The organism is Halobellus clavatus (assembly GCF_900107195.1).
GTDB lineage: Archaea > Halobacteriota > Halobacteria > Halobacteriales > Haloferacaceae > Haloquadratum > Haloquadratum clavatum.
Genome location: NZ_FNPB01000004.1, coordinates 133053 through 152434, shown reverse-complemented (window position 1 = coordinate 152434; position 19382 = coordinate 133053). Strand labels below are relative to the sequence as shown.

General features: G+C 65.2%; 15 protein-coding genes. 9 read left to right on the top strand and 6 right to left on the bottom strand.

Going from position 1 to position 19382, the window contains the following annotated elements; all coding sequences use genetic code 11:
• The first annotated feature begins 165 nt into the window (after window positions 1–165).
• Window positions 166–2622, top strand: a complete 2457-nt coding sequence (folP, locus tag BLU74_RS07735; RefSeq protein WP_089766699.1) for a dihydropteroate synthase — start codon at window positions 166–168, stop codon at window positions 2620–2622.
• Between the two features lie 2 nt (window positions 2623–2624).
• Here the strand turns inward: folP and BLU74_RS07730 are convergent, their stop codons facing one another.
• A complete protein-coding gene (locus BLU74_RS07730; protein WP_245705760.1) occupies window positions 2625–3044 on the bottom strand; it encodes a hypothetical protein in 420 nt (139 codons plus the stop codon).
• A 94-nt stretch (window positions 3045–3138) separates the two neighbouring features.
• Here BLU74_RS07730 and BLU74_RS07725 point away from each other — a divergent pair, with 94 nt between their 5' ends.
• Together BLU74_RS07725 and BLU74_RS07720 are read left to right on the top strand one after the other, a co-directional pair.
• Window positions 3139–3708, top strand: coding sequence for a hypothetical protein (locus BLU74_RS07725; RefSeq protein ID WP_089766698.1), 570 nt, complete (start codon window positions 3139–3141; stop codon window positions 3706–3708).
• A 58-nt stretch (window positions 3709–3766) separates the two neighbouring features.
• A complete protein-coding gene (locus BLU74_RS07720) occupies window positions 3767–3985 on the top strand; it encodes a hypothetical protein (protein ID WP_089766697.1) in 219 nt (72 codons plus the stop codon).
• A 177-nt stretch (window positions 3986–4162) separates the two neighbouring features.
• Here BLU74_RS07720 and BLU74_RS07715 read toward each other — a convergent pair whose 3' ends face one another.
• A complete protein-coding gene (locus tag BLU74_RS07715) occupies window positions 4163–5923 on the bottom strand; it encodes a BCCT family transporter (protein ID WP_089766696.1) in 1761 nt (586 codons plus the stop codon).
• Window positions 5924–6414: 491 nt separating this feature from the next.
• Between BLU74_RS07715 and BLU74_RS18895 the strand changes: the two genes are divergently transcribed.
• Complete coding sequence (locus BLU74_RS18895; protein ID WP_175454590.1) at window positions 6415–6576, top strand: hypothetical protein; 162 nt, start codon at window positions 6415–6417, stop codon at window positions 6574–6576.
• Between the two features lie 48 nt (window positions 6577–6624).
• Here the strand turns inward: BLU74_RS18895 and BLU74_RS07710 are convergent, their stop codons facing one another.
• Together BLU74_RS07710 and BLU74_RS07705 are read right to left on the bottom strand one after the other, a co-directional pair.
• Window positions 6625–7068: a universal stress protein gene (locus BLU74_RS07710; protein WP_089766695.1), complete on the bottom strand. Its 444-nt coding sequence runs from the start codon at window positions 7066–7068 to the stop codon at window positions 6625–6627.
• A gap of 145 nt (window positions 7069–7213) precedes the next feature.
• Window positions 7214–9415, bottom strand: coding sequence for a (Fe-S)-binding protein (locus BLU74_RS07705; protein ID WP_089766694.1), 2202 nt, complete (start codon window positions 9413–9415; stop codon window positions 7214–7216).
• A gap of 265 nt (window positions 9416–9680) precedes the next feature.
• On the opposite strand from BLU74_RS07705, the gene BLU74_RS19465 reads away from it, so the two are divergent.
• The 5 genes from BLU74_RS19465 (at window position 9681) to BLU74_RS07685 (ending at window position 15338) form a co-directional block, all read left to right on the top strand.
• The gene (locus tag BLU74_RS19465) at window positions 9681–9815 is read left to right on the top strand and encodes a hypothetical protein (RefSeq protein WP_281241834.1); all 135 of its coding nucleotides are present in this window, start codon (window positions 9681–9683) and stop codon (window positions 9813–9815) included.
• Between the two features lie 196 nt (window positions 9816–10011).
• On the top strand, window positions 10012–12546 hold the full coding sequence (locus BLU74_RS07700; RefSeq protein ID WP_089766693.1) for a GcvT family protein: 2535 nt from the start codon (window positions 10012–10014) through the stop codon (window positions 12544–12546).
• Between the two features lie 93 nt (window positions 12547–12639).
• Complete coding sequence (locus BLU74_RS07695; RefSeq protein WP_089766692.1) at window positions 12640–13395, top strand: electron transfer flavoprotein subunit beta/FixA family protein; 756 nt, start codon at window positions 12640–12642, stop codon at window positions 13393–13395.
• 2 nt (window positions 13396–13397) lie between these two features.
• Window positions 13398–14366 carry an electron transfer flavoprotein subunit alpha/FixB family protein gene (locus BLU74_RS07690; protein WP_089766691.1) on the top strand — a complete coding sequence of 323 codons (969 nt, stop codon included), beginning with the start codon at window positions 13398–13400 and terminating at the stop codon, window positions 14364–14366.
• A 144-nt stretch (window positions 14367–14510) separates the two neighbouring features.
• The gene (locus tag BLU74_RS07685) at window positions 14511–15338 is read left to right on the top strand and encodes a bacteriorhodopsin (protein WP_089766690.1); all 828 of its coding nucleotides are present in this window, start codon (window positions 14511–14513) and stop codon (window positions 15336–15338) included.
• 22 nt (window positions 15339–15360) lie between these two features.
• Here BLU74_RS07685 and ilvA read toward each other — a convergent pair whose 3' ends face one another.
• Together ilvA and BLU74_RS07675 are read right to left on the bottom strand one after the other, a co-directional pair.
• Entirely contained in the window at window positions 15361–16626 is a 1266-nt protein-coding gene (gene ilvA, locus BLU74_RS07680) for a threonine ammonia-lyase (RefSeq protein WP_089766689.1), read from the bottom strand.
• A 61-nt stretch (window positions 16627–16687) separates the two neighbouring features.
• Window positions 16688–19237: a GcvT family protein gene (locus BLU74_RS07675; protein WP_089766688.1), complete on the bottom strand. Its 2550-nt coding sequence runs from the start codon at window positions 19235–19237 to the stop codon at window positions 16688–16690.
• Window positions 19238–19382 lie beyond the last annotated feature (145 nt).

The window sequence follows — 19382 nt, the reverse complement described above, 5'->3', positions numbered from 1 at the left end:
TCTCGTCTGTGGCAGTTGTTCGCTGACCGATACGTTGAGTGGCGTTTCTGTCCGGTATGATCGGATATATAGTCCCTCTCGAATAATACGGTATATGACACGACACGGGCGGGCGCGCGTCCTCGCTGCGATACCTTAATCAGGCAACCGGTGCCGATACGTGGTATGAAGTATCGCGAGGCCGCCGACTACCTCACCTCGTTTCAGCAGCGTCGGCCGAAGCTGGGCATCGACACCACGGCTCGGATGCTCGCACATTTCGGCGATCCGCACCACGACGTGGACTGCGTGCAGATCGCCGGGTCGAACGGCAAGGGGAGCACCGCCCGGATGCTCGAGAGCGTCCTCCGACGCGCCGGGGTGAGCGTCGGATTATTCACCTCGCCGGGGCTGAACGACTTCCGCGAGCAGGTTCGCGTCGACGGACGCCAGATCCCGAAGTCGAAGGTCGCAGCGTACACCGACGAGATCGGTCCCTGTATCGATCGCCTCCGCGAGGACGACGACGAACCGACCCACTTCGAGGTACTGACCGCGGTCGCGCTCCGGCACTTCAGTGAGATGGACGTCGACGTGGCGGTCCTCGAAGTCGGAATCGGCGGACGCTACGACGCGACCAGCGCAGTCGACCCCGTCGCCAGCGCCGTCACGAGCGTCAGTCTCGAACACACCGAGTTGCTGGGTGAGACCGTCGAGGAGATCGCGACCGACAAGGCGCAGGTCGCCCCCGCGGACCGTCCCATCGTGACCGGAGCAGACGGCGACGCGCTCGCTGCGATTCGTGAAGTCTCGGACGCGGTCTCCGTGGGTCCGAGCGAATCGGATCCGGACGTCGTGGCCACCGAGACAGGGATGCACTCGAACGTCGAGAGCACGGTGACCATCGAGGGGCCGGGGTGGTCGGTCGAGTCGAAGCTCCCGCTTCTGGGCGCTCACCAGGCCACGAACGCCGGCGTCGCAGCGACCCTCGCGCGCCAACTGACCGACGTCGACGCCGAGACGATCGCCGAGGGGTTGCGCTCGGTGACGTGGCCCGGTCGCTTCGAGATCATGTCGACCGAGCCGATGACCGTCCTCGACGGGTCGCACAATCCCGGCGCGGCCGCGACGCTGTCGGGGCTCTTGGGTCGCTACGACTACGACGATCTCCACCTGGTGTTCGGGGCGATGGCCGACAAGGACTACGACGCGATGGCGGACTCCCTCCCCGACGTCGACGCCGCCTACGCCGCGCAACCCGAGATCGATCGCGCGGAGGACGCCGCAGCACTCGCCGAGACGCTCGACGGATACGCGGATTCGGTCGAGGTCGTCCCGTCGGTACCGGAGGCGACCGAGGAAGCGATCGACGCCGCCGACCCGGGAGACCTCGTCCTCGTCACCGGCTCGCTGTACACCGTCGCGGAGGCGCGCGATCGCTGGGCGCGGACGGTCGTTCCGGTCTCGCAGACGCCAGCGACCCACGCCGACGCGGCCTTCGTTGACGCCGACTTCCAGGCCGACGCCGAGGTCGCGGGCACGGTCCGGGACGCGTCGGCGACGTCACGCGAGCACGCCGATCGACGGCTCTTCCGGACCCTCCTTCGCCCGACGCAGGCGTCGGTGGTCGCCGAGCGCCTCGCCGCGATCGGTGGCGAGTGTCACCGCTCGCGCGCGGGAAGCCCCGAGAAGCTGGTCGCAACGGTGCTTGCCGGCACGACGGCACAGTTTCGCGAGTTGGCATCGACGCTCGACGAGGAGGGGCACGGGCTCCGACGCGTGGCGGCTCAGCTCCGCGATCGGCTGACGCCCGTCGACGCGCCGGCCGAGTCGGGGCTGGAGGCGGTCGCCGCGGACGGCACCGCGGTGATGGGTATCCTCAACGTGACGCCCGACAGCTTCCACGACGGCGGCGAGTACGAGGCGTTCGAGGCGGCCGTCGAACAGGCGGAAAGGCTCGTCGATGCGGGGGCCGACATCCTCGACATCGGCGGCGAGAGCACCCGACCGGGGGCCGAGCCAGTCCCGATCGACCAAGAGATCGACCGGGTGGTCCCGGTCGTGGAGGCAGTCACCGAGTTGGACGTCCCGATCTCCGTCGACACGCGGAAGGCTGCCGTGGCCGACGCAGCACTCGAGGCCGGTGCCGACATCATCAACGATGTCTCGGGGCTCGGCGATCCCGCGATGCCGTACGTGGTGGCCGAACACGACGCGTCGCTCGTGCTGATGCACAGCCTCGCGGTTCCGGTCGATCCCGAGCAGGATCCGATCTACGACGACGTCGTCAACGACGTCATCGGCGAACTCCGCGAACAGGTGCTCCGGGCTGAGCGGGCCGGGATCGACGGCGGCCAGATCGTCATCGACCCCGGGTGTGGCTTCGGCAAGTCGCCAACGGAGTCGCACGCGTTGATCGACCGCCTCACGGAACTCCGCGGTCTGGGGTGTCCGGTGCTGATCGGCCACTCCCGCAAGTCGATGTACAAAGCGGCCGATCACGCGGACGACGACCGTCTCGCGCCGACGATCGCCGGGACGGCACTCGCGGCTGACAGGGGTGCAGACGTCGTCCGCGTTCACGACGTGGCCGAGAACGTGGCCGCGATCGATGCCGCGACAGGGAAACTGGATCCGGAGTAGCGCTACGAGTAGGAGTGCTTGAACTCCCAGTGGTACCGACAGGCGTTACACGTCGCCCACTCGACGATGTCGAACGATTCGGGGTGTCGCTGACCGTGGGTCATCTCGCTTCGACACACCGGGCAGGTGAGGTGCTTCAGTTCGAGGTCGGGAAACTCGCGGTACCCGAACTCGGCGACGCAATGCGGACAGTCGATGTCGTCGCGTGAGTTGTGCTGCGGGATCTCGCCGCCGCACCGCGGGCATTCCAGTATCGCCGGCGGTCGTTTGGCCCACCCGTCGTCCCCCTCGTACGTCGTCGTCGCCGTGTCCATCGCCGACAGACGAAATTTGTTCGGTCCATCCCCCCGACGGAGCGGTTTGGCGACCTGTTCGCCGATGTGCTTCGTCACCCGGATCAACGCCTGTATCCGCCCTGCCATACCCTCACAAAGGTTCTGTCAGGTAAAAATGAACCGGCAGATGGCTCTGCGGTCTTGTCGACACATTTTCCCCTGATTCCCCCGAGGATAGGGTATGGCTCACCACACAGCCGCGACCCTCAGCGTCACCGCGCAGATCGGCGATCCATCGCTGATCTTCGGACTGTCCGGGCGGGCCTACGCAGGGCTCTCGTTCCTTGCCGTGTTACTGACGGGCGTCCTCCTGCTCGTCAGTCGCGGCGGGTTCGTCAGGCAGGCGGTCGATAGCGCGATCGAGGGCTCGCCGCTGGCGGTCTTCTACGGGATCCTCCCGTTCGTCTTCGTGGCGTTCGCCGGCGGCTACGCGCTGAACCAACTCGCTCGGGCCGGTGTGGTCAGTCCCCTGCTGTCACGGGGCTGGTCGCTGATCACGGTGCTGGTCGGGGTCGGATTCGGGGGGCTCGGGTTCCTCGTGGTCGGCACGTATCTCACCGAAATCGAGGGCGAGCGCCGGCCGTGGCACGGAGCGGTGGTGGGTGCCGTTCTCAGCGCGCTCCCGTGGCTCGTCGTTCCGGCGCTGCCAGCGCTGTTGCTCTGGTTTCTGGGCGCCGCCGCGGGACTCGGAGCGTCGACGCGGCGGTGGGTCCACGGGGAACGGACCGTCGAGACGGAAGCTCGTGGGTGAGTGAGACGGGCGTCCGAACGGGAGTAAGACTCTTTCTTCTTGCGGCACTAGTAGCGCTATGGCGCCCGTTACACTCCAGATACTCGGTGGCCCGCTCGAATCCGTCGCGCAGATCGCCGGTATCGCCGGGACGCTGGTGTTGGCGCTGATGATTGTCGCCCTCGGCACGCTCGCCTACAAACAGCTCCGCGGTGACGGCGTCGAGTGGCCGGACGACAAGAACGACGACGACGGCGTCAGCCCCGGCAACACTGACGACGAGTGGGATTACTACTGACGCTGTCCGCCCTCCCCCCGCGGATCACTACCCGTCGCAGCCGCTGAGGAGCGTGTCGTATCCTTCGCGGCGGAGAAAAAGAACCGGAGCCGATCGGCGTCGGGTATTCGACTGAATCGACACAGCCATCGAGTGCTATCGACCGTCAGGTCGAAGCGGGAACGTGCCGCGAGGCGTTCAGTCCCCGCTGACGGTGTCGTCTTCGACGTTTGTGACGACTTCGTCCCCAGTGGTGACGACGTCGACGTCGCCCTCTTCGGTCATGTCCTGGATGCGCTCTGCGAACTCCTCGGACTCGAGGATCTGGTACTCGTTATCGAGGCCGAGATAGACGGTGTAACACATCAGACACAGGATCACCGCGAAGGGGAGCCCGGTCGTGATGGCCGCCGTCTGCAGGGCGCTGAGGCCACCGCCGTACAGGAGGAGCGCGGCGACCGCGCCCTCGGTGACCGCCCAGAAGATCCGCTGGGTCTTCGGGACGTCGTGCTTGCCGCCCGAGGTCAGGTGGTCGATGACCAGCGAGCCCGAGTCCGACGACGTCACGAAGAACGTGATGACGAGCAGCGTCGCCAGCGACGCCGAGATGGCGCCGAGCGGGTACTGATTGAGCATCACGAACATCCCCAGCGTCTCGAAGGTGGCGTAGCCGAGTTCGTTGTACGCGCCCACGACACCGTTGGTGCCCTCACCGATGGCGCCGTTCAGAGCGCTCCCACCGAACGTCGACAGCCAGATGGTCGAGAACATCGACGGCAGGAACAGGACCCCGAGGACGAACTCGCGGACGGTCCGGCCCTTCGAGATACGCGCGATGAACATCCCGACGAAGGGCGACCACGCGATCCACCAGCCCCAGTAGAACACGGTCCACGCGGTGACGGTGCCGCCGCCGGCACCCATCGTCCCGCGGAAGAAGCCGAGGCTGACGATGTTCCCGAGATACGCACCGAGACCCTCCACCCACGTCCCGAGGATGAAGACCGTCGGGCCGACGATGAGGAGGAAGCCCAGCAGCACGAACATCAAGTAGAGGTTGATCGTGCTCAGGCGCTTGACGCCGCCGTCGAGGCCGGCGGCGACCGAGAGGGTCGCGATGGCGGTGATGCCCCCGATGAGTGCGATCTGTGTGAGCGTGTTGTTCGGGAAGCTTCCCAGGATTCCCAGAATGTCGGTCGTGACGTACTGGAGTCCCGTGTTCACCTGGGCGACGCCGAGGCCTAGCGAGGTCGCCAGCCCGAACAACGTCGCGAACACCGTCACGAGGTCGATCAGGTGTCCCGGCCACCCGTAGATCCGGTCACCGAGCAGCGGCCAGAAGATCGACCGGAAGGTGAGCGGCAGTCCGCGGTTGAACGAGAAGAACGCCAGTCCGAGACCGACGAGGCCGTAGACGGCCCACGGGTGGAAGCCCCAGTGGAAGAACGTCTGTGCCATCGCGGCCGAGGCGGCGGCACCGGTGCCGGCCTCAGCGCCCCAGAAGCCCGGAACGCTGTTGAAGTAGAACACGGGCTCGAGGACGCTGAAGAACATCAGGCCGATACCCATCCCGGCACTGAACAGCATCGCCATCCACGAGAAGTCGCTGAACTCCTTCTCGGCTTCGACGCCACCGATCTTGATGTTGCCGAACTTCCCGAACGCGAAGTACAGCAACACGACGATGAAGATGTTCACCGCCAGCAGGTAGAACCAGCCGAAGTTCTCCCCGATGAAGTTGAAGAGCCACGTGTACGCACTCGCGGCGCTGTCACCGAGGATGACCGTCACCGCGATGAAGAGCGCGACGATCGCGAGCGCGACCGGGAAGACGACCGGATGGATGTCGAATCCGAACTTCTGAATGTTCGTGTCTCCGGGCTCGCGGTCGGACTCCGGGTGGAAGAGTTCGACCTGAAGTCCATCGGACATCTCGCCGGTTTGATCACTGTCTGACATACGATACCCCCACTGTGTTGGATCGCTGTTTCTGGTTCGTTATCATACTGCGGTCCTGGAATCGAGCCTCGGGCCGATCGTCATAGACCCGCTTCCTTCCGCGTGCGTCTCGGTTACCGAACGGTGCAACTTTGATGGATGCCCACTACCAGTGTGGTTGTCATTCTCTCCGTTGGCGGAGTGCTACACAACCTCATAGGCCCGGAATTGTTCTATTGTATTAAAGGTTAGGCACAATCAGCCCGCAAACCGATGTATGAAGAGCGACTGGAAGGGGTGAGCAGCGCATTCAGCCGCCCGCCGAGCCAGCAGCGACTGGCGATTGTGGGGACGTATGCCCCGGGAAATCGATAGCAACGGCGTCGGTGGCGCGTTTTCCTGAAAGGTTCATTATGACTTGTGTTTGCGATCGGTCCCCGCAGTGCTGTCAGTAGACGGACTGCTGGGCAGTCAGCACTACGTTTATGCTGTCTGGCTATACTGCTTCCAGTATGGGAAGGCTGCTCGCGAACGCGGCGATCGTCGTCGTCCTCGCGCTCTTCGGCGCGGCGCTCTATGCGATGTCGCTGCAGGATTACGCGCTGGCCGGAGTCCTGTTTCTCAGCGCCAGTATCGTCATCTACTACCGAGAAAATCGCCTGGTGGCGGACTGACGCTGGGGCACTCAGGGGCCCGAGCGTCCGCTCGCACGGTCCCCACCTTCAGATGTCTTCCATCTTCATCCGCTGGGTGATCACCGGCACCCGGGACGTTCTAACGACCCTGTCGGCCGTGCCGCCGAGGATCGTCCCGATCGTGCCCCGGTAGGCCGAGCCCATTACGATCGCGTCCATGTCCTCCTCGTCGGCGTAGTCGGTGATCTCCTCGGCGGGCGAGCCGGTCCTGAAGGCGGTCGAGCAGTCGACGTCAAGTTCGCTAGCGACGTCGCAGATCTCGTCGAGAACGTCCTCGCCGTACTCGCGGTACTGCTCTCGCATCTCCTCTTCGTCGTCGCGCAGCGCGAGCGCCCGCGGTGCCCCGGGAAGATCGATGACGTAGAGGGCGGTCACACTCGCCCCGATGGCCGCCGCCAGTTCTACCCCGTGCTCTGCCCCTTTGCGCGCTTCGTCACTCCCGTCGTACGGTATTAGTATCTGGTCGTACATCGCTCCGGGCCTACCGTCACGACGCGTTAGTAAATAACTTTCCGCGAGAACGGCCGTGTTCGGACACACAGCGGGGATGATCCGACCCCGCACAGCAACCGAGGAGCGCAACCCGACGCGCCAAGCGCAGGTGACCGGTCGGTGCTCAGTCTGCCTGTCCGCTGGCCCGACCGTCGGCGTCGGCGTCCGTGGTGACGCCGGCTTCGATGCCTGGGCCGCTCTCGAGCGCCTCGACGAGCAGTTCAGCGACGTCGACGATCTCGATGTCGTCCTCGTAGCCGCCGGTCTTCATCCCGTCTTCGTACATCGTCATACACATCGGGCAGGCCACGACGAACTTCTCGACGTCGCTGCCGGCAGGCGTGTCTTCGAGCGCCTCGCGCATCCGCTCCTCGCTGGGTTTCGTCTCCTCGTCGATGTCCATCCAGAGGCCGCCGCCACCGCCGCCGCAACAGAACGAGTTCGCGCGGTTGCGCGGCATCTCAGAGAGCGTTGCGCCGGTCGCGCGGATGAGTGCTCGGGGCGCCTCGTACTCGTCGTTGTACCGGCCGAGGTGACAGGGGTCGTGGTAGGTGACGGTGTAATCGAGTTCGTCGCCGCGAAGGTCCAAGCGGTCCTCCTCGACGAGTTCCTCGATCGCCTGCGTCCAGTGGAGCACGTCGATCTCCCCGTCGGCGTTCCACTCGCCGTCGAAGTCGAACTGCATCAGCGGTTCGTCGGCGAAGTCATCGTAGTTGACGTCCGGATATTCGTTCTTGAACGTGTTGTACGAGTGCGGATCGGTGCAGATGATCTTCTCGGGGTCGACGGCCTCGAACTGCTCGACGTGGTGGCCCGCGAGGTCCACGTAGAGGAACTCCTCTCCCAGACGGCGGATGTCGTTGCCGTCGTACTTCTCGTCCTCGAAGAGGATGCCGTACTCGATGTCGGCGTGTTCGAGAATCTTCGCCAGCGAGCGGGCGACCTTCTTGTTCCGCTCGTCGTAACTCGGGTAGTCGCCGACGTACCAGAGGTACTCGACGTCCTCCTCACGTGCGTCGGTGACGTCGAACCCCAGTTCGTCGGCCCAGTCGGCCCGGGCGTCCGGCGGGTCGCCGAAGGTGTTGCCCATCCCCATGATGTTGTCGAAGGTATCCTGAACGTTGGAATCGACCTGCCCCGTGTCGGTGAGCTGTCGGTTCAGCCGGGTGAAGGACTTGAGATGCTCGATGTCGACCGGACAGGCGTCCATACACGCCATACACGACATACAGGACTCCATCGTCTCGGCGGCGATCACGCTCTCGCCGCCGTCGGTCACGATGTCGATCTCCTCGGTCTCGCCGGCGTCGAGGTCCTCGCGGTACTGTTTGAGATCGAGGATCACGTCCCGCGGGTCGAGCGGGCGACCGGACGCTTTCGCCGGGCAGGCCGACGAACAGCGGCCGCACTTCGTACAGGCGTCCTGATCGAGCATCTCCTTCCAGGAGAAGTCGTCGATGGATTCCGCGCCGGTGTCGGCGTCGAGGTCGGCGGGGATGCCCGGGAGGCGCGCGCCCGCCTTCTCGTCGCGCGCGACGATGTTGATGTACGACGAGAGCATATGGAACGGTTTCGCGTACGGGATGGCGGCCACGAACGCCAGCGCGAGCAGCGAGTGCGACCACCAGACGGCCGGGTAGACCGTCGCTGCGAGGGACTCGTTCATCCCGGCGACAGCGAACGCCTCCGCGAGGAACCACCCGACGAAACTGACCGTCTCGAAGTCGGGGAAGCCCGTCCCGAGGATCCGGATGCCCTCAGTGACGTAGCCGCCGACGCCCAGGAGGAACAGCGCCCAGATGAAGAGGTCGTCTTCGATACTCGTGTGTTTCCCCCACAGCCGCTCCTCGCGGGCGGCGTACCGGCGGTACAGCGCGACGCCGACGCCGACGACGAAGAGCAGGCCCATCGCGTCCATCACGAACGAGTACGAGAGGTAGAAATCGCCGATGAAGAACGACTGCTCGGCGCCGGTGAGCCCCGTCAGCGGCTGATAGATGTCCATATCGATCGCGAGGATCGTCGTCCCGATCAGGAGGGTGAGAAAGCCCCACATAATCAGGGCGTGCATCACGCCGCCGGTGGTGTCGCGGTCGAACAGCTTCCGATTCGAGAGGACGATCCGCGTCGCCTCGACGATCCGCGTCGGCAAGTCGTCGAGTCTGTCGAACCAGTCTTCCTGCCCCGAGGTGTATCGGTCGATCTTTCTGTACAGTCCGTACGCGAAGATCACGATCGCGACCGCGGCGAGGAGGTAGAAGATGATCTCGCCGACGTGCCCGATCTGCCAGAACGTCGGTCTGGTCGTCGCTCCTTCTGCAACCATAACGGTCGATAATTCTCTAATTCCGGCTTAAAAGTTGCTGCACTCGGGCGTGCGAGCGTCCGCGTGGGAGGCCCCGACCCGTCTGTTCGGCAGTCGAACCGCCACTCGGCAGTCGAGTTGGGGGGACCGCGACTGTCTGATCGCGCCGGCGGCCCGCTGGGGCGGATCGCACGACGCCCGAAACACAAAATGAAGGAATTCATATATTTTGTGGATACTGCGTCGGGACCCCAGTATTTTGTCGTGGTGTCGCTAAACCCATCGTATGAACGTACCCGCCCGATTCGATCACCCAGCGTGGACTGCACTCACCGCGAGTCTCGTCAGTTACGGCCTCGGACTCCTGGGGTTGTTCGTCCTGTTGTTCGTCCTCCCGTTCCTGCTCTTTTTACTGCTGTAAGTCAGCGGCGAGCGGTCGGTCACAGGAGATCACATAAAACGAGGTTCAATAATCCGGGGGTATCTAATTGACGATTGGTATAGTTGGTTCTTATCGAGCGCCAAGAACACACCTATGTGGACCACAACGTGACTTCGGCGGACGCATCGGTGCGAACGGCAACAGACCAACCGCTCAACAGAGAGAGACGACACATATGAGCACAAACGATCTACCACAGAGCGCAGGCACAGTCATCATCGGGGCCGGAATCGTCGGCAGTTCGCTGGCGGGCGAGCTGGCCGAACGCGGCCGAGACGATATTCTGCTGATCGACAAGGGGCCGCTGTCGGACCCCGGCGGCTCGACCGGTCACGCGTCGAACTTCATCTTCCCGGTCGACCACAGCAAGGACATGACGAAGCTGACCTCGGTCAGCCGGGACATCTACCGCGACTTCGATACGTTCACCAACTCCGGCGGGATCGAGGTCGCCCGGACCGAAGAGCGAATGGAGGAGCTGAAGCGACGGGTCGTCTCCGCGAAGTCCTTCGGCGAGGAGGCCGAACTCCTCACGCCCGAGGAAGTCGAGGAACTCGTCCCCTATCTCAACACCGACATCATCAAGGGCGGCTTCTACAGTCCGGGCGCGGGCACGTGTGACCCGCTCCGCGCCGGCGAACTCTACCGCCAGCAGGCGAAGGACAAGGGCGCACTCAGCACGGCCGCCAACACCGAAGTAACCGACCTCCACGTCGAGGACGGCGACATTCAGGCCGTCGAGACCGACGCGGGCACCGTCGCGGCCGACGAGGTGATCATCGCCGCCGGACTGTGGAGTCCAAAGATCGCAGAGATGGCCGGCGTCGACATCCCGCTGTCGCCGGCGGTCCACCAGATGGTCTCTGTGGGCCCCATCGAGCGGTTCGAGGACGGCGAGGGTGAGATCAACTACCCGGTCGTCCGCGACATGGACACCCAGATGTACGAGCGACAGCACGGCAACGACATCGAGGTCGGCTCGTATGAGCACCGGCCGATCCTCTGGGACGTCGACGACGTGCCCTCCATCGAGGAGGCGCCCCTCTCGCCGACCCAGCCGCCGCTGACGGAGGACGCCTTCGAGCAGTCGATGGAGCACGCGCTCGAAATCATCCCCGACGTGCTCGACGACCCCGACGCCGGGATCCGTCACTCCATCGACGGACTCCTCTCGGTCACGCCGGACGGCCACCCGCTGCTGGGCCCGATCCCGGAAGTCGACGGCCTGTGGTCGTGTGCCGCCATCTGGATCAAGGAAGCGCCCGCGATCGCCCGCGAGGTCTCGAAGTGGATGACGAAGGGCCACCCCGACATCGACATCGTCGCCCACGACCACGTCGCCCGCTTCGACGAGTACGGCGAGACCAGAGAGTTCGTCAAGAGCCGAGGGGCCGAAGGCTTCCAGAAGACCTACGGCATCGTCCACCCGCGCGAGCAGTGGCAGTCCACGCGACCCCTGCGGACGAGCGCGTTCTACAACCGCCAGGAAGACCTCGACGCGGAGTTCTTCGAGGCCGGCGGCTGGGAGCGCCCGCGGTGGTACGAATCGAACGCGGACCTCGTCGAGAAGTACAGCGACGAGATCGAAGGCCTCCAGCGTCCCAACGAGTGGGACAGCCGCTGGTGGTCCGACATCATCCTCGGCGAGCACCTCCACATGCGCGACAACGTCGGGATGATCGGCGACACCGGCTTCGGGATCTTCGACATCGTCGGCGACGACGCGATGGAGAACATGCAGCAGCTCTGCGTCGCGGAGATGGACGTCGACGTCGGCGAGTCCGCCTACACGCCGGTGCTGGCACCGAACGCCGGCTTCGTGTCGGACCTCACGGTCGCCCGGATCGGTGAGAACCACTACCGCGTCATCACCGGCGGCGCACACGCCGGACAGGACAAGACGTGGTTCCAGAACCACCTCGAAGGCGACGTCGAACTCATCGGCCGCTCCTCCGAACTGGCCACGCTCGGCGTCTGGGGACCGAACGCCCAGGAACTGCTGAACGAACTCGCCGAGGAGGAGATGTCGACGGACACCTTCGACTTCGCGGAGATGAAGGAGGTCACCATCGGCCCGGTGCGAGTCCAGGCCTTCCGGATCTCCTACGTCGGCGAGTACGGCTGGGAGCTGTACGTCCCGATGGACCAGGGCCAGAAGCTCTGGGACACCATCTACGAGGCCGGACAGGAGTACGACATCCGCCCGGTCGGGACCGGCGTCTACGGCGAGACCGGCCGGATGGAGAAGAGCTACCGGCTGATGGGTGCGGAACTCGAGATCGATTACAACCCCGCCGAGGCCGGGCTGACGTTCCACGGCGTCAAGGACGCCGACTTCGTCGGCAAGGAGGCGTACGTCGAGGCCATCGAAGCGGAGAACGCAGCCACGCTGTGTACCCTCTCGGTCACTGACCACGCGCCGGACGGCGGCGAGCCGCGGTTCATGACGGGTGGGGAACCGATCCTCGACCAGGATGGCGACGTCCTGATCGACGACGAGGGTCGGCGCTCGTACGTCACCTCCGCCGGGACGGGCCCGTCGGTCGGCAAGCACCTCCTGCTCTCGTACCTGCCGCAGGAGTACGCGAACGAAGGCGAGGAACTGCAGGTCGAATACTTCGGCCAGCACTACCCCGTCGAGGTCGAGGTCGTCGGACACGGCGGCGTCTTCGACCCCGAGGGTGACCGCCTGTTCCGGAACGACTACTGAACGGCGTCCGGACATCGGTCCGGACACGCGACGGGCGAACGACGCGATCGATCGCCCGTCCGAACCACCACGCGACGCAGGATTCACACACGTATGGAAGTACTCACAGCCATCAAGCGCGTGCCCGAGACGGGCGCGAAGATCGTATTGACCGAGGACAAGCGAGACATCGACACCAGCTCGCTGGGCTTCACGTTCAGCCCGCACGAGGAGTGTGCCGTCGAAGAGGGCGTGCAGTTAGTCGAAGCGAACGGCGGCAATATGACGGCACTCACACTCGGCGAGGAGGACGCGACCGAGCAACTCCGTTCGGCCATCGCGATGGGAGCCGACGACGGACTGTTGCTCCCCACCGACGGCGGGGAGTGGGGTCCGAAAGCGACCGCCAGCGCCATCGCGAGCGCCGTCGAGGCGGAGAAGACGGACTTCGACCTGTTCCTCTTCGGGAACGAGTCGGCCGACACGGCCAACCACCAGGTCGGCGTCCGCGTCGCCGAGCACCTGGACGTGCCGTGCGTCACCGGGGTCAAAGACCTCGACGTCGACGGCGACACCGCCGTCGCGAAGCGGGAGATCCCCGGCGGTGCCGAGGTCTACGAGGTCGATCTTCCGGCCGTCATCACGGTCAAAGAGGGCCTCAACGAACCGCGGTACCCCTCGATGCGGGCGAAGATGCAGGCCCGGAAGGCCTCCGTCGACCAGGTCGAACCGGAGCCCACCGACGATGGCCTCGAACTGCTCGAACTCGAAGTCCCCGAGACCGACGACAGCCCCGCCGATATCCTCGGTGAAAGCCCCGAGGCGGCGGACGAAGTCGTCGACGTGCTCGAGGAACTGGAGGTGCTATAACATTGGTACTCTCGTTAGTCGAACACGACAGCGGTGCAGTCGACGACAACTCGCTCGAAGCGCTCACCCTCGCCCGTTCGGTCGCCGATGACGCCGGCGAGGCGCTGGAAGCCATCGCCTTCGGCCCCGAAGCGGAGGGCGTCGCGGACGACGTCGGCGCACACGGCGTGGAGGTCCTCAACGTGGTCGATCACAGCGATCTCGACGACTACACGCCCGAGGCGTACGCCCGAGCCGTGATCCAGTGCGCCGAGGAGACCGGCACGGAAGCGGTCGTCGCGCCCGGGACGGACCGCGGGTCGGAAATCCTCGCCCACGTGGCGGCGAAACTCGACGAGACGATGGCCGCCGAGGTCACTGACGTCGAGGTCGGTGACACCTACGAACTGACGCGCCAGCGCTGGGGCGGCACGCTCATCGAGCACGCGGAACTCGACGCAGACACCAATCTGCTGACGGTCGCGCCCAACGAGATCTCGACGAGCGGGACCGGCGACGGTCCCGCCGACGTCAGCGCGTTCACGCCCGACCTCGAAGACAGCGACCTCCGGGTTCGACTGACCGAGGTCGAAGAGTCCGACGTCGAAGGCGTTCCCCTGGCGGAAGCGCGAGTCGTCGTCTCCGGCGGTCGCGGGACCGACGGCGACTTCTCGGAGATCGAGGACCTGGCCGATCACCTCCCCAACACGGCTGTCGGGTCCTCCCGCGCCGCGGTCAACGAGGGCTGGCGGCCGCACGACGACCAGATCGGCCAGACCGGGAACAAGATCGCCCCCGAGATCTACATCGCCTGTGGCATCAGCGGTGCCGTCCAGCACATGGTCGGCTGTAAGGGTGCCGAAAACATCCTCGCGGTGAACACCGATCCCGAGGCGGCGATCATCCAGAAGGCCGACTGGGCCGTCACGGGCGACCTCCACGAGGTCCTGCCGGCTGTCAGCGACGAACTGGAGCGCCGCGGCCACAGTTAACGGGGCGATCCCCGTTCGAGTTTCCGTTCCCATTTGTCGCCGGATATAAAGTAATTTTTGGCCACATTGGTGTCGAGTGAGCCGATAATCGACGGATCGTCATCCCACTTATTAGTACCTCGAACGCGTACGGGATAGTGCACTATGCCATTACCTGGAACGATCGACGTAAGTACCGTACTCCTGCAGGCGACACAGAGCGACGCGTTCACGCAGATCCAGAACGACGCCCTGTTGAGTTCGTCACTGTGGATCAACATCGCGCTCGCCGGGCTCTCGATCCTCCTCTTCGTGTATATGGGACGGAACGTCGAGGCGGGCCGGGCGCGTCTGATCTGGGGCGCGACGCTCCTGATCCCACTGGTATCGATATCCAGCTATCTGGGACTCGCCTCCGGGCTGACCGTCGGCTTCATCGAGATGCCCGCGGGGCACGCCCTGGCGGGTGAGGAAGTGATGAGCCAGTGGGGTCGCTACCTCACGTGGGCGCTCTCGACGCCGATGATCCTCCTCGCGCTCGGCCTGTTGGCTGACGTCGATGCCGGGAGCATCTTCACCGTCATCGCGGCCGACATCGGGATGTGTGTGACCGGCCTCGCGGCCGCGCTGATCACCTCCTCGTACATGTTCCGCTGGCTGTTCTACATCGTCAGCTGCGCGTTCTTCCTCGTGGTCCTCTACGCACTGCTGGTCGAGTGGCCAGAGTCCGCAGATGGCGCCGGCACCGGCGAGATCTTCGGGACGCTGCGCGTCCTGACGGTCGTGCTGTGGCTCGGCTATCCGATCATCTGGGCCGTCGGCGTCGAAGGATTCGCCATCGTCCAGTCTGTGGGGCTCACCTCGTGGGGGTACTCGGCGCTCGACGTCCTCGCGAAGTACGTGTTCTCGTTCCTGCTCCTGCGGTGGGTGGCAGCCAACGAGCGAGTGGTTTCCGCGGCGGGTGGAATGAGTTCGGCCCTCGGCGGCGACTGAACCGCCGGGGCCGCGGTCCCCCTCAGTTCTGCGATCGGGTGACGTCCTCGACGCGGTAGTCCGCGGCCTCGATCGCGTCGACGATGCTCGCGGCGTGCTCCGCGCCGCTCGTCATCACGGTGAACACCAGATACGCCTCGCCGACTTCTAAGTCTGCGACCGAGCGGTCGTGCCGGACGTTGTGAATGTTCGCTCCCTGATCGGCGATGATGCCGGAGATGTCCTCCATCTTGCCCGGCCGGTCGTCGATCCGGACGCGAAGCCGGATCCGCTGTTTCCGCTGGGTCAGCGCGTGGACGAGCACCGTCTGCAACTGCGTCATATCGAGGTTGCCGCCGCAGAGCAGCGGCATCACGGTCTCGCCGCTCACGTCGAGGTCGTCGCTCAACATCGCCGCCACCGAGGCCGCACCCGCGCCCTCGACGACCTGCTTCGCGCGCTTCATCAACAGGAGAATCGCGCGGGCGATCTCGGTGTCGGTGACGGTGACGACCTCGTCGACGTTCGCCCGGATGCACCGGAACGTGGTCTCGGAAATCCCGCCGGTCGCGATGCCGTCGGCGATGGTATCGACCTCGTCGAGGGTGACCGGCATCCCCTTGTCGAGGCTCTCGTGGACCGTCTCCGCGCCGGTCGCCTGGACGCCGACGACGCGCGTCTCCGGCGAGAGGTGCTTCATCGCCGTCGAGATCCCGCTGATCAGACCACCGCCGCCGATGGGGACGATCACCGTGTCGGCGTCCGGGAGGTCGTGGTACATCTCCGTGCCCAGGGTGCCCTGGCCGGCGATGATGTCGGTGTCGTCGTACGCGTGGACGAACTCGGCGTTGGTCTCCTCGACGGCGGCCTGCGCGTGGGACATCGTCTCCTGGAAGTCTTTCCCCACCAGTTCGACGGTCGCACCGTAACTCCGCGTGGCGTCTACCTTCGCCTGCGGGGCGTCGGTCGGCATATAGATCGTCGAGTCCGCGCCGCACTTCGTGGCCGCGAGTGCGACGCCCTGGGCGTGGTTGCCGGCGCTGGCGGCGACGAAGTCGGTGACGCCGTCGGCGACGTCCTGGCTGATCTTGTTGTACGCGCCACGGGTCTTGAACGAGCCCGTCCACTGAAGATGTTCCATCTTCAAGTGGACGTCGGCGTCGACGAGGGCGCCGAGCGACGTGCTCTCCTCGACTGGCGTCTGTTTGACGACGGTCTCGTCGTCGAGTCGTTCGCGTGCACGTTCGATGTCAACGTACTGCACGGGCAGTTCGTCCGCGTCGGGGTCGGTGGATTCTGATTCTGTCATCGTCGTGGTGAGTGGATCGGTCGGTCAGTGACCGACCAGGGAGTGGGATGAGTTCGTCCCGTTATCGGATGATCTTCTCGCGGCCGGGATCGAACAGCGGTTCGTTCCGGACGGTCGCGTCGTACAGTTCGCCCTCACACCGGACCTGGACGTCCGTCCCGGCCTCGGTGTACTCCGTGGGCAGGTACGTATAGGCGATCGATTCGCCGATCGTGTAGCCGAAGTCGGCGGCCTGGACGTATCCCTGCGCCTCGCCGTCGACGAGGACCGGACGGCCCGACAGCAGGATGTCCGTGGAGTCGTCCAGCGTGATCGGCGTGATCTCGGCGTCGACGCCCTCGGCCTTCGCCGCTTCGAGTGCTTCCTTGCCGATGAAGTCGGTGTCGAGATCGACCGCGAAGCCGAGGCCCGCCTCGTAGGGGTTGGAGTCGGTGTCGATGTCGGTGCCCCAGAGGCGGTAGCCCTTCTCTAAGCGCATCGATTCCAGCGCGCCGCCGCCCATGGGTCGGACGTCCAGATCCTGCCCGGCCTCATAAAGCGTTTCCCAGAGCCGGTTTCCGTACTCGGTCGGCGCCCACAGTTCCCAGCCGAGTTCGCCCACGTAGGACACGCGCAGGGCGATCACGGGCACCTCCCCGACGTAGATCTGCTTGGCGCTGAAGTACGGGAAGTCGTCGTTGGAGACGTCGGCGTCGGTACAGCGCTGGAGCAGGAGCCGTGACTTCGGCCCCCACAGGCCGATCGTGCTCTTTGCGCCCTCTTCGACGGTCACGGAGACGGTCTCGGGGGCGTGGTCTTCGAGCCAGCCGCCGTGGATGCCGGGCGAGTTGCCGCCGCCGGTGGTGACCATATACTCCTCGGCACCGAGGCGGACGACGGTCACGTCTGCGAGAATGCCGCCACCCTCGTTCAGCAGGAGGGAGTAGCGCACGTCGCCGACGTCGATGTCGACGTCGTTGCTGCACACCCGCTGGAGGAAGTCGCCGGCGTCTGCGCCCTCGACCATAATCGAACTGAACGAGGTCATATCGAACATCGAGACCGCATCGCGCGTGTGGAGATGCTCGGCGGCCTCGATCTTCGAGCGGTTGATCGACTGCCAGCCGTCCTGGTCGGGGATCTGGGCCTCGTACTCCTCGACGAGGTCGGCGTTCGAATCGTACCACTGTGCGGACTCCCAGCCGCCGGACTGATAGAACTCCGCCCCGAGGTCCTGCTGTCGGTCGTAGAAGGGGCTCCGCCGGAGTCCGCGGTGCTTGTCCGGCTGCCAGCGCGGCTCGACGATGCTGTAGACCTGGCGGTAGCGCGTCGCGCCCTTGTCGACGAAGTAGTTCTTCTCGCCCGCGTGCGGGCTGAACCGACGGACGTGGACGCCGCCGGTGTCGACGGGGCCCGACGGGAGTCGCGGCACGCCGTTCTCCATCCACTCGGCGATGATCTTCCCGTAGCCACCGGAGTGCGTCCACCAGATGGCGAGCGCGCTCCAGAGGCCGTCGACGTGCGTCGGGCCAATCGCGGGCATCCCGTCGGGAGTGAACACGAAGATGCCGTTCTCGGTGGCCTCGTACTCCACGTCTTTCGTGGCCGGCAGCAGCTCGTCGAAGGCCTGTTTGGGGGACTTCTCGCGGTCCGGGTGAGTGGCCTTCTCCCAGTGCTCGCTGGTGAAACTGTGGACGGACGCCTGGCTCTCTTCTGAGTTCTTGCCCATCACGTCTGGGTCGACCGAGAGCGCCTCGTGGTTGTACGATCCCAGTCCCAGCGAGTCGCCGTGGGTTCGGAAGTACAGCGAGTTGTCCTGGTCGCGACCGACCGGTCGGTGGGGCCCCTCGCTCATGTACTCCTGAATATCGCCGTTTCCGGGAACCTGCAGCCCCTCGGTGTTGCTGCCGACGTTCGAGTCTACGCCCGAGAGTTCCTCGAGGGCTTCGGTGACGACGTACTGGTGTTCGACCGGGGCGATCGGGAGGTCGAGATCGGCCATCTGGGCCGTCTGATACCCCCAGTTGTTGGTCGCGATGACGCAGCGGTCGCAGTCGATCGTGCCGCGGTCGGTCTCGACCGCGCCGATCGAATCGCCGGCGACGTCGAGATCCGTCACCTCGACGTTGCCGTAGAAGTCGGCACCGTCGCTCTTGGCGATGTACCACTGCAGGGCCGAGATGCCGTCCACGCGACCGTCGGTCGGGGAGTAGTACCCGCCGAGGATCTCGTCCTCGTCGACGAGCGGGAAGTGCTCAGTGACCTCCTCGGGCGAGAGTAACTGCGGGTCCGGAAGGCCGTAGGACTCCGCCCACTCGACGCGGCGGCGGAGGAAGTCCATCCGCTCTTCGCTACGGGCGAGTTCGATCCCGCCGACCTCGTCGTAGACTCCCGCGTCCGAGAGCAGGCGACTGGTGTAGTACGCCGCTTTGGTCTGGATCTTCGAGGGCGACGTCTGAAACATAATGCCCGGGGCGTGGACCGACGAGCCGCCGGTGACGGGGAGTGGGCCCTGGTCCACGACCACGACGTCTTCGGCGCCGAGTTCGCTGAGGTGATATGCGACGCTACAGCCGACCGCGCCGGCTCCGATGACGACGGTGTCCGCCTGCGATGGGAAGTCTGCACTCATTGTTCCTGTCTCTCGGTGATTCTGTCACGGGCATAAAGACAACGGTGAGGCCCGCTGGCCGGCCCAGGAAACGCGCGTGTGAAGCTACAGAGGGGCGTTTTGTGCCGATTCTCCGCCGCCCTACGAATTGGTCACCTCGCGACGC